At 64.8% G+C, this 13,906-nt stretch carries 16 protein-coding genes; 5 read left to right on the top strand and 11 right to left on the bottom strand.

Annotated features, from left to right (window positions below; all coding sequences use genetic code 11):
- Nucleotides 1-148 precede the first annotated feature (148 nt).
- Nucleotides 149-898, bottom strand: coding sequence for an SDR family NAD(P)-dependent oxidoreductase (locus tag ACTDI4_RS19665; protein WP_442842754.1), 750 nt, complete (start codon nt 896-898; stop codon nt 149-151).
- A 90-nt stretch (nt 899-988) separates the two neighbouring features.
- Complete coding sequence (locus ACTDI4_RS19670) at nt 989-3,247, bottom strand: transglycosylase domain-containing protein (RefSeq protein WP_442842755.1); 2,259 nt, start codon at nt 3,245-3,247, stop codon at nt 989-991.
- A 500-nt stretch (nt 3,248-3,747) separates the two neighbouring features.
- Here ACTDI4_RS19670 and ACTDI4_RS19675 point away from each other — a divergent pair.
- From ACTDI4_RS19675 to ACTDI4_RS19690, 4 genes are all read left to right on the top strand, one after another.
- Nucleotides 3,748-4,694 (top strand): IS630 family transposase gene (locus ACTDI4_RS19675; protein ID WP_442839650.1). Its coding sequence is split into 2 segments (ribosomal slippage): nt 3,748-4,084 and nt 4,084-4,694, totalling 948 coding nucleotides; the frame shifts between segments, so codons are not numbered across the junction.
- 170 nt (nt 4,695-4,864) lie between these two features.
- A complete protein-coding gene (locus tag ACTDI4_RS19680) occupies nt 4,865-6,025 on the top strand; it encodes a helix-turn-helix domain-containing protein (RefSeq protein WP_442842756.1) in 1,161 nt (386 codons plus the stop codon).
- Between the two features lie 110 nt (nt 6,026-6,135).
- Nucleotides 6,136-6,309: a hypothetical protein gene (locus ACTDI4_RS19685; RefSeq protein WP_442842757.1), complete on the top strand. Its 174-nt coding sequence runs from the start codon at nt 6,136-6,138 to the stop codon at nt 6,307-6,309.
- Nucleotides 6,297-6,527, top strand: a complete 231-nt coding sequence (locus ACTDI4_RS19690; protein ID WP_442842758.1) for a hypothetical protein — start codon at nt 6,297-6,299, stop codon at nt 6,525-6,527. Before ACTDI4_RS19685 ends, ACTDI4_RS19690 begins: the two co-directional genes overlap by 13 nt.
- Before the next feature lie 60 nt (nt 6,528-6,587).
- On the opposite strand, the gene ACTDI4_RS19695 is transcribed toward ACTDI4_RS19690, so the two are convergent.
- From ACTDI4_RS19695 to groL, 4 genes are all read right to left on the bottom strand, one after another.
- Nucleotides 6,588-6,767 carry a hypothetical protein gene (locus ACTDI4_RS19695; RefSeq protein WP_442842759.1) on the bottom strand — a complete coding sequence of 60 codons (180 nt, stop codon included), beginning with the start codon at nt 6,765-6,767 and terminating at the stop codon, nt 6,588-6,590.
- A 95-nt stretch (nt 6,768-6,862) separates the two neighbouring features.
- On the bottom strand, nt 6,863-7,396 hold the full coding sequence (locus tag ACTDI4_RS19700) for a hypothetical protein (protein ID WP_442843410.1): 534 nt from the start codon (nt 7,394-7,396) through the stop codon (nt 6,863-6,865).
- A gap of 79 nt (nt 7,397-7,475) precedes the next feature.
- Nucleotides 7,476-8,183 carry a carbonic anhydrase gene (locus tag ACTDI4_RS19705; RefSeq protein WP_442842760.1) on the bottom strand — a complete coding sequence of 236 codons (708 nt, stop codon included), beginning with the start codon at nt 8,181-8,183 and terminating at the stop codon, nt 7,476-7,478.
- A gap of 131 nt (nt 8,184-8,314) precedes the next feature.
- Nucleotides 8,315-9,943 (bottom strand): chaperonin GroEL, encoded by a 1,629-nt coding sequence (gene groL, locus ACTDI4_RS19710; protein ID WP_442842761.1) that lies wholly within the window; start codon nt 9,941-9,943, stop codon nt 8,315-8,317.
- Between the two features lie 493 nt (nt 9,944-10,436).
- Between groL and ACTDI4_RS19715 the strand changes: the two genes are divergently transcribed.
- The gene (locus tag ACTDI4_RS19715; RefSeq protein WP_442842762.1) at nt 10,437-10,736 is read left to right on the top strand and encodes a DUF982 domain-containing protein; all 300 of its coding nucleotides are present in this window, start codon (nt 10,437-10,439) and stop codon (nt 10,734-10,736) included.
- Nucleotides 10,737-10,831: 95 nt separating this feature from the next.
- Here the strand turns inward: ACTDI4_RS19715 and ACTDI4_RS19720 are convergent, their stop codons facing one another.
- From ACTDI4_RS19720 to ACTDI4_RS19740, 5 genes are all read right to left on the bottom strand, one after another.
- Nucleotides 10,832-10,978 (bottom strand): hypothetical protein, encoded by a 147-nt coding sequence (locus ACTDI4_RS19720; RefSeq protein WP_442842763.1) that lies wholly within the window; start codon nt 10,976-10,978, stop codon nt 10,832-10,834.
- 28 nt (nt 10,979-11,006) lie between these two features.
- Nucleotides 11,007-11,261 (bottom strand): GlsB/YeaQ/YmgE family stress response membrane protein, encoded by a 255-nt coding sequence (locus tag ACTDI4_RS19725; RefSeq protein WP_442842764.1) that lies wholly within the window; start codon nt 11,259-11,261, stop codon nt 11,007-11,009.
- 273 nt (nt 11,262-11,534) lie between these two features.
- Nucleotides 11,535-11,729 (bottom strand): hypothetical protein, encoded by a 195-nt coding sequence (locus tag ACTDI4_RS19730; RefSeq protein ID WP_442842765.1) that lies wholly within the window; start codon nt 11,727-11,729, stop codon nt 11,535-11,537.
- Nucleotides 11,730-11,812: 83 nt separating this feature from the next.
- Entirely contained in the window at nt 11,813-12,439 is a 627-nt protein-coding gene (locus tag ACTDI4_RS19735) for a ribonuclease D (RefSeq protein WP_442842766.1), read from the bottom strand.
- Between the two features lie 8 nt (nt 12,440-12,447).
- Complete coding sequence (locus ACTDI4_RS19740; RefSeq protein WP_442842767.1) at nt 12,448-13,839, bottom strand: M20/M25/M40 family metallo-hydrolase; 1,392 nt, start codon at nt 13,837-13,839, stop codon at nt 12,448-12,450.
- Nucleotides 13,840-13,906: the final 67 nt, after the last annotated feature.

Here is a 13,906-nt window from a genome sequence, read left to right on the forward strand (position 1 = left end):
CGCCGGCGCCAGGCAATCGCTTTTGCGCAGGCGCGGCGGGCAGAGGAAAAACATTCCGGATCGGCGCGGCGCAGAACGCGGCGTTACCGCGCTGCCCTGGCCAGCCGCAAAGAAGCCCGTCGCCGCGAAGCGGCGGTCGTGCCGGCCGCTAGACGTGCTGGCCGCCGTTGATGTGGATTTCCGAGCCGGTCACATAGGCGGACTGCGGCGAGCACAGGTAGTAGATGGTGTCGGCCACCTCGGCCGTGGTGCCGAGCCGTCTGAGCGGAATGGTTTCGACGATCTTGTCGGTGCCGGGCGACAGGATCGCCGTGTCGATCTCGCCCGGCGCGATGGCGTTGACGCGGATGCCGTGGGGCCCGAAGTCGTGCGCCATTTCGCGCGTCAGCGCGCCCAGCGCGGCCTTCGAGGTGGCATAGGCGGTGCCGGCGAAGGGATGCACGCGCGTTCCGGCGATCGAGGTGACGTTGACGATGGCGCCACGGGCGGCCGCCAGTTCCCTGAACAGGCCGCGCGCCAGCATGATGGGCGCGAAGAAATTGACCTGGAACACGGCGCGCCAGACATGCATGGGCGTGTCGATGGAATCCATGCGGCTGCCGTCTTCCAGCTTGGGCGAGATGCCGGCATTGTTGACCAGCGCATGCAGCTCTCCGCCCTCCGCCTCCAGCCGGCGGCGGATTTCCGACACGGCCAGGCCGACATCCTCGGGGTCGGCGAGGTCCACCTTGATATGGTCATCCGGGCCGGCCGGCCACGGGCAGTTCTGCGAGAAGGCCTGCCGCGAGCAGGTGATGACGCGCCAGCCCTCGCCGGAAAAACGCTTGACCGTGGCATGGCCGATGCCGCGGCTGGCTCCGGTCAGCACGATCGTCTTCCTGGTCTGGGTCTTCGCCATCGTCTCGGTCTCCGGCGACACATGTAGCCGAACCCACCGGCCATAGCGAGAGGCGATCACCGGCAACTGCGAAAGGGCCGCAGGACCGCGTCAGCCGCCGCCCAATATGTCCAGGATCGAGGTGTGGCGCTTCTTCAGTGGGCCGCCGACGTCGCCCGGCGGCACGGGGCGCTTGATGGCGCCCGTGGGCGCGGCATCGCCCGGCATGGACACGGCGTCGACGGTCTGCGCCGCACCGACCGGGCGCGGCGGCACGGGCGCGGCGGCGACCGGCGCCTGCGGCCGCGGCGGGGCCGCAGGCGCGGGGGCGGCGGCCGAGGGCGCCTGCGCCGGCGCCACGTCGTCCGGCACGACGGTGGGGGAAGGCGTGGATTTCCACGTGCCCGGCAGCGGCGCCACCGGCACGCCTTCATGCGCGGCCAGCATGAATTCGTGCCAGGCCTGCGCCGGCAGCGTGCCGCCGGTCACCTTCTTCATCGGCGTGCCGTCGTCATTGCCGAACCACACGCCGGTGGTGAGGTTTGCGGTGTAGCCCACGAACCAGGCGTCGCGCGAGTTCTGGCTGGTGCCGGTCTTTCCCGCCGACGGCCAGCCGAAGGCGGCCTTGGTGGCGGTGCCGCTCTGCACGGTGCCGGCCATCATCGAATTCATCATGCCGACGACCTGGGGGCTGATGACGCGCGGCGCGCTGCCGCCGTCGAAGGAATAGAGCAGCTTGCCGTCGGCGCTGGTGATGCGGCGGATGAAATGCAGCGGCGGGCGGTAGCCGCCATTGGCGAAGGGCACATAGGCCGAGGTCAGTTCCAGCGGCGTCACCTCCGAGGTGCCGAGCGCGATGGAGGTGTTGGTCTGGAGCGGCGAATCGATGCCCATGCGGTGGGCCGCCTCCACCACCGCCTTCGGGCCGACCTCCATGGTGAGCTGCGCCGCCACCGAGTTCAGCGACTTGGCGAGCGCCGTGGCCAGCGTGACCCTGCCGTAATATTTGCCGTCGAAATTCGAGGGGGTCCAGGTGCCGATCTTCACCGGCGCGTCGTTGCGCACCGAGTCGGGCGTGCGGCCGTCCTCCAGCGCCGCCATGTAGACGAAGGGCTTGAAGGCCGAGCCGGGCTGGCGCCGCGCCTCCGAGGCGCGGTCGAACTGGCTGGTGGAATAGTCGTAGCCGCCCACCATGGCGCGCACAGCGCCCGAATTGTCGATCGAAACGAGCACGCCCTGCGAGACGTTGAGCTTCTTGCCGTTCTGGTCGATGAGCCGGCGGATCGACGTCTCGGCCAGCTTCTGCAAGGTGAGGTCGACCGTAGTGTCGACGACGATGTCGCCGCGCACGTCGCCGATCAGGTCGGGCAGTTCCTCCATGACCGTGTCGGCGACATAGTTTTCCGAGCCGGTCCAGTAGGAGGGTGCGCGGGTGGCCGGCGCGCTTTTGGCGACGGCCAGTTCCTTGCCGCTGATCATGCCCTCGTCGCGCATGGCCGCCAGCACCAGTTGCGAGCGCTCGTCCGCCGCCTTGGGATCGCGCGCCGGCGAAAGCCGCGAAGGCGCCTTGAGCAGGCCGGCCAGCAGCGCCGCCTCGGCCAGCGTCACGTTGCGCGCGCTCTTGCCGAAATAGCGGCGCGAGGCCGCCTCCACCCCATAGGCGCCGGAACCGAAATAGACCCGGTTGAGATACATCTCCAGGATCTGGTCCTTGCTGTGCTTCTGCTCCAGCCACAGCGCCAGCAGCACCTCCTGCACCTTGCGCTCCAGCGTGCGGTCGGGCGTCAGGAACAGGTTCTTGGCAAGCTGCTGGGTGATGGTGGAGCCGCCCTGGCTGAAGCGCCCGCCCGTCAGGTTGGTGAGCATGGCGCGCGCCAGCCCGATCGGATCGACGCCGAAATGCGAATAGAAGCGCCGGTCCTCGATGGCCACCACCGCCTCGGGAATATAGGGCGACATCTGCTTGAGGCTGATGGCCTCGCCGCCGCTCATGCCGCGATTGGCGATGAGATGGCCATCGACCGAGACGATCTTGATGTTGGGCGCCCGCTCGGGGATCGACCATGTGGTGGCCGCCGGCATCTTGGCGCCGTAATAGACCGCCACGCCGGCCGCGGCGATGCCGCCCCAGATGGCCAGCACGAAACACCAGTAGACGGCGCGCGTGAACAGGCCGAGAAGACCGCGCCGGCGCGCCCGGCGCCCTCGCCCGCCCTTGGCGGCGGCTCTCGTGGTCTTGCGCTTTGCGGATGTCTTGCGGCTTGCCGGCACCACGCGATCCTCCTCGCGCACCGAGAAGCCGTCCGTCGGCGCCGCCTGCGACGGCCCTTCGAAGCTGGGCTCGATGCGTCTGTCGCGGCGGCTCGCCATGTGCTTTCGATGTCGTCCCGGTGCCGATGGCGTTGCGCCTGAACACTAGATGCGGCGATTTAAGGGCGGGTTAAGATTGCGCCGGATCAGCGCATTGAATTCCTTGCCGAATTTTTAGATGGGTCACGCCCAAGATGGGTCACGCTCATTGTCGCTCGCCCGCCGCCGAAGCAGCATGCCGAAGGGCGGGATGGCGCAAAGGAGCGCCCGGCCGCCGACCCCGGGGGTAGAAGCGTCCAGCGACCGGGCAACTGGATGGTGCGGAGACTTGATGCGATTGCGGCATCAAGGGATTGACGGTAGGGCAAGTACCTTCACGCCTGCGCCCCCGCTGCCCCGCGTAGACGCCCCTCCGCAGGTCTAGATCATACGGGCTAGCGAACGGCTTGGCATACCCCGTTTGGGTTAGAGCGGATTTCGACCGTTATGAATCGAGAGTGGATTCCCTCGGAGCGTAATTTCTGATTCAGGATCCGTGCTGGTGATGGAGGCCGGCATGGATGGGCCAACCTCTTTCGATGGATTTGCGTTCGCGGCTTCTGGCGGCGGTTGATGATGGTATGAGCTGCCGTGCGGCAGCCGCTCGCTTTGGCGTTGCACCATCGACGGCGATCCGCTGGCAGGCGCAGCGCCGGGAAACTGGCGACTTTTCTCCCAAACCACAGGGCGGCGATATGCGGTCACGCCGGATCGAGGAGCGTGGGGCGGACATCCTGGCGATTTGGGAAGCGCGCAGGGACACCTCGCTTGAGGAACTGCGCCTGGCGCTGATCGAGATCGGCTTGCACGTCTCGATCGCCGGGCTCCACCGCTTCTTCGCGCGCCGTGGCATGACGCGCAAAAAAAGACTGGCCATGCCGTCGAGCAAGACCGTCCCGATATCCTGAAGCAGCGCCGGGCCTGGTTCGACGGCCAGATCGATCTGGAACCGGAGCGTCTTGTGTTCATCGACGAAACATGGACCACCACCAACATGACCCGCAGCCATGGACGCTGCCCAAAAGGCGAGCGGCTGCGGATGGGCTTCCCGCATGGCCACCGCAAGACCACCACGCTCGTGGCCGGGCTGCGCATGAGTGGCATGGTCGCACCGATGGTGCTGGATCGGCCGATCAACGGCGACTGGTTTGAAGCCTATGTCACTCAGGTTCTCGTGCCGGAACTGCGCCCCGGTGACGTTGTCGTCATGGATAATCTGTCGAGCCACAAGCGGGCCTCGGTGCGCGAACACATCCAGGCAGCGGGCGCGACACTGCGCTTCCTTCCGCCCTACAGCCCGGACTTCAACCCCATTGAGAAAGCCTTCTCCCGCCTCAAGGCCATGCTGCGCAAGGCGGGAGAGCGAACCGTCGGCGGCCTCTGGAGCCTGATCGGCAAGCTCGTCGATATCTTCCAGCCTAACGAATGCGCCAACTACTTCACTTCATGTGGTTATGAGCCAGACTGATCGAAAACCGCTCTAGGTCGCGCGCAAGAAGATGATCGCGCCGCCGACCAGGCTCCTGCGCTTCCGAAGGCCGCTCGAAGCCTGGGGGCTCCTGCCATTCGGAAGGATTTTAATGGTTTTATTAACCGCATTCTAAATTGCTAAATTGAGAAAGGTCTTATGCGCGTGACATGCCGCACGCTGATTCGACGCCGGAACAACACCAGGAAGAAGAAGCATCGGCGCAGACCGATGGTGAACGGAGCCTGATAGAAAACGTCGCCATGCGCCCCGAACGCACCTCGCCCGACAACGGGTTCTTTCTGAGCGGCCGCGTGACGATCCGGCCCAGGCCCCTGTTTTCCCGCACGATCCCGATTGTGATCCATGCCGGCGACGACGGCGTCACATTCGCGATGCGACGCGCAAGGGCATCGGCGAAAACACTTTCCTACGACCAGCTTCATATGGCCGCGATAAGCAACTTCCTGGGAAGGAAGAAGGTGATCATCTATGCAGAAACCGGAGTGGAAGCGATAAGATGCAGCGAATCCACGAAGAAGATTTCCGATTTTTGCAAATTCGTTAACGAGAAGATCGCTTCCCTTCATGAGAAGCCGCTGGGCCCGAAATACCAGCTAACCCAGCTTCAAGTCCCACCGGAGAGCCGCCTTCAGACGCTGGAACAGGTGCCGGAGGGGCATGATGCGGCTCTTGACCTGCTCTTCCATCCCGACAAGTTCGACGGCGATTTTCTCGACAGGATCGCACGGGAATTCACGATAAATCACCCGAAGCAGAAATCGGGTGACGCAAAGCCGAAGGAACCGGGAAACACAAGGCGCAGGCAGCAGTCTGCCCGATACGATCTCTTCAGCAGGCACGATGAGAAGATATGGAATCTAAGCCCCAGCAGAGCGCGGCTGAGGGAGATTTTCCTGGGCATCTGCGTCCTTGCGCTGGGAGCGGTGGCCTTGTGGCAACTTGGCGAGTTGCCTGGCACGGAACCCGAAAGCCCGGCCAGTATCGACGCGAGACATAGCTCGCCAGCCTCGCCCGAGCCGGCCCCGCACCCTGACGAGCTTGCCCCGGACGAGCGGCCGCGCGCGTTGGCGCAACTGGTCGGCATAGTCGCAGACGACGGACAATACCAAGAGCTTATCGAGACGCTGAAGCGGGAGAGAATGAAACTCGGGGTGAGCACCAAGGAGCTGGGCAAACGTCTCCGTTGGGATGAACAGCGCTTAATTGAGATCGAATCACAGATATCTCGCGCGGAGATAATGGAAATTATCGACTACGCACTTGCCATGCGCAAAGATATCCATGAGCTTTTAGGATCTATAAATTGAAAATATCCGGTATAATCGCTCTGGCCGCCGTCTCATCCGCCATAACCATCTCTGCGAGCGGCGGTTCCAGACTACACGATAGTGGCGTATGCGACGTCATCAGATTGTCCTTGAGAAACAATATCGACACCATCGTCCGGGTGGAGATGGTGAATTTCAAACTCAAGGAAGACGAGGCATATCGCAAGAAATTCAGCAACTATTATGACGATGCCTTGTCGACCTATGACACGAAAACCTTGCTGCGGGCCATAGAGTCGGTTTCCCGCATATGTCCGTTCTGAAAGCCGATCGGGTGGAATGTTCGACGGAATATTCCATCGGGCGGCGCGAGCATGCCGCCGCACCTGCGAGCGCCCCGCTGGTCTCGGGCACCGCAGGGCGTTCGCCGGAATGTTTCGGCCGGTTACCGGAAGACGAACATATAGAGCAGTATGATTACGACGATCGGCACGCCCATCAGCCAAAGAACAAGTCCACGCAGCATTTCGTTCTCCCTTGATCAACGGGAGGAGAATGCTTCGGCAAGGGATTCGTTCCGGACGTGCCTCCGGGCGGCCACCTAGCGGATCGAGCCGGTCACGGTCGGATCGGTCATGTCGGGAGCGGACTTGCGCTCGCCGCCGGCAAGGGCGGCGATCAGCGCGAGGGCGAGGGCGGCCGGCACGAATACCGCGGCTATGCGGGCCTGCAGCGCAAGGATGCCGCGCCAGTCGCTTTGCTTGTCAGGGCGATCGCTCATTGTCTCTCACATGTCCAATGCGCCCCACGCGCCGTTCGGACATAGCCGCCAACGGTTAAGCGATCCTTGCCGGCGGCCCGGCAGGAGCCCGGTTTCTACACGATCCTGTCGAAGTGCCGCATGATCCATGAGAACTGGTAGGCGAGCTTGAAGATCACGAAGGCGGCGTGGAAGCTGCGGTTGCGCACATACATGGCCACGATGCACAGCAGGATGATGAGGGGAACGCGGATGAGATACTCCACGCCGAAACTGGCCATGTGCGCGTCGCCCTTCATGAGCGTGTCGCCGACGTCGATGACATAGACCACCGCCAGCACGCCGAAGAACCAGGCGCGGCGCTCGTAGAAATAATCCTCGTAGCCGCTGTAGTCCTGCATGCTGTCGGGAAACAGCAGCGCGCACAGCAGAAAAAGCATGACGGCGTAGCCGAAGACGAAGAGGTATTTGCCGAAGGTCCAGCTTTCGATGCGGTAGAGGTTGAACTCCCACCACCAGAAATGCACCAGCATCAAGAGGACGGAAACCACCCAGGCCAGATGCACCACATAGAGAAGGTGCCGCTTGGGATGCTGGACGATGCGCGCCAGCCCCGACAGCAGCCGTGCCACGCCCAGGCCGATGACCATGCCCAGCACGATGCGGACATGCGGAAAGATGTTGTGGACGGAGACGATATGCTGTTCCAACAGGGCCTGCCCGGACGGTCTATTGCAGCCAGGCGACCCGGCCGGTCGTGATGTCGTGCATGGCGGCCATGACCTTGAGCCTGCCGGCATCGGCCAGCTTCGCCAGTATGGCGCTGCGTTCAATCAGGCTTGCTGCGGTCAGCCGGGCGTTCTGCTCGGCCACCTTCTGCACCAGCCTGTCATTGTGGGAGTCGCGCGGTCCGTCGGCGGCGTCCAACGTCGCCAGCGCCGGGGCGAAATTCTCCAGCAGGGCGGTGATGTTGCCCATCTGCACGCCGTCGACCGCGCTCTTGATCGCGCCGCAGGAATTGTGGCCGAGCACGACGATGGCCTTGGCACCTGCCACTTCCGTGGCGTATTCGAGGCTGCCGAGAATATCGACATTGACGAAATTACCCGCCACCCTGGCGCAGAAGACGTCGCCGATGCGCTGATCGAAGACGAGTTCGGGCGGCACCCGGGAATCGATGCAGCCGACGATGGCCGCGAACGGCGACTGCTGCCCGGCCGTCTCCCTGACCTGCTCCATGAGGTCGCAATTGATGGAGCGGCCGCTCACGAACCGGTCGTTGCCGGCCTTGAGCAGCGCGACCGCCTCGTCTGCGGAAACCTCTTCCTGGCGCTGGCGCGTGAAGACCGCGCATTCCGGCGCCCGTGCATGGGCCACGCCCGCAACCATCGAAAGGCCGCCTGCCAGGCAGCCGCAGAAATTCCGCCGCGTCAGCATATGTTCCCCCATCCGACCGAAGCGGAGTAGAGCAGAGCGCATGCCGAACGGCAACAGGAAGAATGGCGCAACGGCCCGCGGCCGGAGCGCTTCGCGGCTCAGCGTAAACGGCAGGTTCCCGCCGCCTGACCCTAGAAGTCCATGCCGGCGCCGGCAGGCATGGCGGGCGCGGCCTCCTTCTTCGGCTTCTCGGCCACCATCGCCTCGGTGGTCACCAGCAGGCCGGCGATGGAGGCCGCCCCCTCAAGGGCCGTGCGCACCACCTTGGCCGGGTCGATCACGCCCTGCCTGTAGAGGTCGCCGAACTCGCCGGTCTGGGCGTTCCAGCCCCAGGCGAAATCGGCCTTCTCGCGCAGCTTGCCCACGATGATGGAGCCTTCGGCGCCGGCATTCTCGGCGATCTGCCGGGCCGGAGCCTCGATGGCGCGGCGCACGATGTCGATGCCGAACTTCTGGTCGGTATTGTCCGCCGCCACCGTCTTCAGCGCCTCGGCCGCCCGAAGCAGGGCCACGCCGCCGCCGGGCAGGATGCCTTCCTCCACCGCGGCGCGCGTGGCGTGCATGGCGTCGTCGACGCGGTCCTTGCGTTCCTTGACCTCCACCTCCGTGGCGCCGCCGACGCGGATGACGGCAACGCCGCCGGCCAGCTTGGCAAGGCGCTCCTGCAATTTCTCGCGGTCATAGTCCGAGGTGGTCTCCTCGATCTGGGCCTTGATCTGGGCGATGCGGCCCTGGATCTCGGCCTTCTTGCCGGCACCGTCGACGATGGTGGTGTTCTCCTTCTCGACCACCACCTTCTTGGCGCGCCCCAGCATCTGCAAGGTGACGTTTTCGAGCTTGATGCCGAGGTCTTCGGAGATGACCTGGCCGCCGGTGAGGATGGCGATATCCTCCAGCATGGCCTTGCGGCGGTCGCCGAAGCCGGGCGCCTTGACGGCCGCGACCTTGAGGCCGCCGCGCAGCTTGTTGACGACGAGCGTGGCCAGCGCCTCGCCCTCGACATCCTCGGCGATGATGAGCAGCGGCTTGCCCGACTGCACCACCGCTTCGAGAATGGGGAGCATGGCCTGCAGGTTGGAGAGCTTCTTCTCATGGATGAGCAGGTAGGGCTCTTCGAGTTCGACCCGCATCTTGTCCTGGTTGGTGATGAAATAGGGCGACAGGTAGCCGCGGTCGAACTGCATGCCTTCGACGACTTCAAGCTCGGTCTCGGCCGTCTTGGCTTCCTCGACGGTGATGACGCCTTCGTTGCCGACCTTCTGCATGGCTTCCGCCAGGAAGCGGCCGATCTCGGCGTCGCCATTGGCCGAGATGGTGCCCACCTGGGCGATCTCGTCGTTCTTCGTGATCTTGCGGGCGTTGCGCCTGAGTTCCTCGACTGCCGCATCCACCGCCTTGTCGATGCCGCGCTTCAGGTCCATCGGGTTCATGCCGGCGGCAACGGCCTTGTTGCCTTCCTGAACGATGGCCTGGGCCAGGACGGTCGCCGTGGTGGTACCGTCCCCGGCGATGTCGCTGGTCTTGGAGGCCACCTCGCGCACCATCTGGGCGCCCATGTTCTCGAACTTGTCTTCCAGCTCGATCTCCTTGGCCACGGTGACACCGTCCTTGGTGATGCGTGGGGCGCCAAAGGACTTGTCGATGACGACGTTGCGGCCCTTGGGGCCGAGCGTCACCTTCACCGCGTTGGCGAGGATGTCGACGCCGCGCAGCATCCTGTCGCGCGCTTCCGAATGGAATTTCACTTCCTTGGCAGCCATTTTCCTGCTCCTTCCCCATGCATTGCGGTGATCACGCGGCAACGCTTCCCGCACCCTCGATCACGCCCGTCGCGTCGCCATCGAGCCTGCTCCCGGTGCCGGTGCGAGTGATTTGTTGGAGGATTTTGCGATTTCAAGAGGGACGGCGCGAATTTCGGCATCCGGACGAATCGAGCGCCGATGAGTTGCGGCACACAGGCGTTTCCCGGGACCGGAAACAGAAGGAGCCGATCGCCGGCGCGAGGCACGGGCGGCGCCGGCAACGCCGTCGAAGATTTTTTCCGCCGCCGGGAACCGGGACGTCCGTCGCGCGTTGTTGCGCACATCCCCTGTTTCGGGAAAAGGGCATGCCCTCCATGCCCTGCATGATGGCCCGTTGCGATCCCCCCTCGCAGCGGGCCATCCTTTTGCGGGATGCCGGGAACCAAACCGGCGCCGGGGCGTTAATGTTGGTTAACCAATCGACAAATCGGCCTATCCGGGGAGGTAGTCTATGAATCGGCTGCAGTTCTTTTCGGCTGTGCGGCTGTCGCGCGGCCCCGGCCATCCGGTGGAGGAGATCGACAACGTTCCCGACGCCATGGTCTTCCTGCGCGAATGGCCCGTGGGGCGTCGCGGCCCGGTCTACCGCTGTGCGCTCAACTGCTGCGCGGCAGCCATGGCCGCCCAGATGAGCGCGGAGGAGGCCCATAAGTCCTTCGCCGGCTTCGCGCGCATCACCGGGCTTCTGATCGATGACGGCCCGGCGCCCCTGATCGCCGAACGGCATTCAGCCAGGCACATAACCAGGTAGCGGGCACCAGGAAGCCGCCAGCGGTGATCCATGCGGGACGCCGGCCCGGCGCGGGCGGCCGACCGGCTTTTGCGGCCGGTCGGCTTCAGGGTGGGTCAGTTCTTCTGGATCGAGATTCCGTTGTCGTCGATCTTCAGTTCCACGCCTTCGGGCCTGTTCTCTTGCCGGTAGATGTAGAAGCCCAGCACGAGCACCACCACGACGAGCGCGCCGATGACGGCATACAAGGCATTCCGGTTCATGGCGCGCTCCTTGCGTTTGCCTGCGCCGTCAGGCGGATTTCACCAGGCGGATCAGCACCAGCAGAATGATGGCGCCAATGGCGGAATGGATGATGGCCGCCAGGATGCCGGTGCCCAGGCTGATGCCCAGCGTGGGAAACAGCCAGCCGGCGATCAGCGCGCCGATGATGCCGACGACGATGTTGCCGATCAGGCCGAAACCGTAGCCCTTGACGATGAGCCCCGCCAGCCAGCCGGCGATGGCGCCGACGACGAGAAAGATGATCAGACTTTCAATCCCCATAAGAAGTCCTCCGATAGCAGCCGAAACCGAGACCGCCGCCCCGAATCGACCAAGGGTTGCAACCCGAGCAGGCTAACGCAGGAAGACGGAGGAAGCGAAGCGGGTTCTTTGGAAATCCAACGCTTTGCTGGCCGGGCCTCTTGGCCCGGCCGGGTGGTCGACGAACGAGGCGGAAGTGCCGCCCCCACCCTCCCCCTTGTGTCTTGTGGGGAGGGGTTAGGGTAAAATCCGCTGGGGGTAAATTCCGGCGAATCCCGGTCTGGCCGGGCAGCCTCAGTCCTCGTCCCGGTCCGGGCGCCAGCTCGACGGCTCGATCTTCTTCTGGGTTCTGGAATCGGTATAGGCCCACCAGGCGCCGTCGTCCCAGCGGGCGATGGATTCGTTCATGACGCCGTCGCCGTCGGTCCAGTACACGGTGACCTTTCTGCCGTCCTTCGGCGCGCTTGCGATCGGCTGGCGTTCGGACATGTCGTTCTCCCTTTTTCGACACCGCTCCACAACGCGTGCGCGCCATGGCGGTTCCGCCGGGCCGGCGCGGCACCCGCCATGGCTCAGCTATGGGCGAAAATGTCCTCTTCGGCCCAGCCCATGAGGTCGAGCTTCGCGCGCGTGGGCAGGAAGCGGAAACAGGCCTCTGCCTCCCTGGCGCGCCCGTCGCGTTCCAGCCGCCCGGCCAGAGCCTCGCGCAGACGGTGCAGGTAGAGCACGTCGGAGGCCGCATATTCGAGCTGCTCGGGCGACAGCGTGCCGGCCGCCCAGTCGGACGATTGCTGCTGCTTCGACAGCGTCACCCCCAGCAGCTCGTTGCAGATGTCCTTCAGCCCGTGCCGGTCCGTGTAGGTGCGGGTCAGCCGCGAGGCGATCTTGGTGCAGAACACCGGTTCGGCCATGGCGCCGAAGGCATGGTAGAGCACGGCGATGTCGAAGCGGCCGAAATGGAAAAGCTTCGTCACCTTGCGGTTCTTCAGCAGGGCCACAAGGTTCGGCGCCCGCTTCTGCCCCTGCGCGATCTGGACGACATCGGCGGAACCGTCGCCGGGTGAAAGCTGCACCACGCACAGCCTGTCGCGATGGGGGTTGAGACCCAGCGTCTCGGTGTCGATGGCCACCGCCTCGACATCGTAGTGGGACAGGTCCGGCAAGTCGCCCTTGTGGAAACGGATCCTGGCGTTGCTCATCTTCTTCTTCAGCCTTTCGCGGTCAGCGCGGCGAGGATGCGCGCCCAGGAACGCTGGCCCTTGGAGAAGGAGCGCAGGTCGTATTTCTCGTTGGGCGAATGGATGCGGTCGTCGGACAGAGCATAGCCGACCAGCAGCGATTCCATGCCGAGATAGGTGCGGAAGTCGCCCACGATGGGAATGGAGCCGCCGCTGCCGACCATGACGGCGGGCTTGGCCCACTCGTCGGTCAGCGCTTCCTTGGCGCCGGTCAGGAAGGGCGAGTCGTAGGAAAGCTGGATGGCGGGCGAGCCGCCATGCGGATGGAATTCGATCGCGCAGTCGGCCGGCACGCGCTCCTGCGCGAACTGGCGGAAGGCGGCGCGGATTTTCTTGGGGTCCTGCTTGTGCACGAGGCGGAACGAGACCTTGGCCGACGCCTCCGCCGCGATGACGGTCTTGAAGCCCTTGCCGGTATAGCCGCCGGAAATGCCGTTGAACTCGGCCGTCGGCCGCGCCCAGATCATCTCCATGACGGAGCGGCCCTTCTCGCCAGCCGGCTTCGACAAGCCGATGGGCGCGAGGAAGCTCTCGGCGGTCTCGCCCAGCGCTTCCCACGAGGCCAGCACCTGCGCCGGCGTTTCCTCCACGCCGTCGTAGAAGCCGGGAATGGTGACGCGGCCGTCGGCGTCGTGGATGTCGGCCAGTATCTTCGCCAGGATGCGGATCGGGTTGGCGGCGGGCCCGCCATACATGCCCGAATGCAGGTCGCGGCTGGCGGCCTTGACCACGATCTCCTCGCCCACCAGCCCGCGCAGCGAGGTGCAGATGGACGGCGTTTCGCGGTTCCACATGTCGGTATCGCAGACCAGCGCGAAGTCGGCCTTCAGCTCCTCGGCATTGGCCTCGAGGAACGGTTTCAGCGACGGCGAGCCGGATTCCTCCTCGCCCTCGAACAGAAACGTTATGCGGCAGGGCAGCGCGCCATGCACCGCCTTCCAGGCGCGGCAGGCCTCCACGAAGGTCATCAACTGCCCCTTGTCGTCGGAGGCGCCGCGCCCGGTGATGACTTTGCGGCCCGGCTCGGTCTCCTTGATCGCGGGCGAGAAGGGATCGTCCTCCCACAAGTCGAGCGGATCGACCGGCTGCACGTCGTAGTGGCCGTAGAACAGCACATGCGGGCTGCCTTGCGGGCCGTCATGATGGGCCACCACCATCGGATGGCCGGGCGTGTCGCGCACCGAGGCGTCGAAGCCGATGGTCTTCAGGTCCGCCGCCAGCCATTCGGCCGCCTTGCGGCAGTCGGTGGCGAAATCGGGATCGGTCGAGATCGATCTGATACGCAGAACGGTGAACAGCCGCTCCAGGCTCTGGTCGAGATCCTGGTCGAGACGGTCGAGAACGGGGGAAAGCGCGGACATTTCTAAAGCCTCTGATTTGTCGGCCGCGACCCTATAGCCCAGTTCGCCGCTCGAAAAGCCCCGGATA

Origin of the sequence: Mesorhizobium sp. PUT5 (assembly GCF_052216645.1) — a bacterium.
GTDB lineage: Bacteria > Pseudomonadota > Alphaproteobacteria > Rhizobiales > Rhizobiaceae > Mesorhizobium.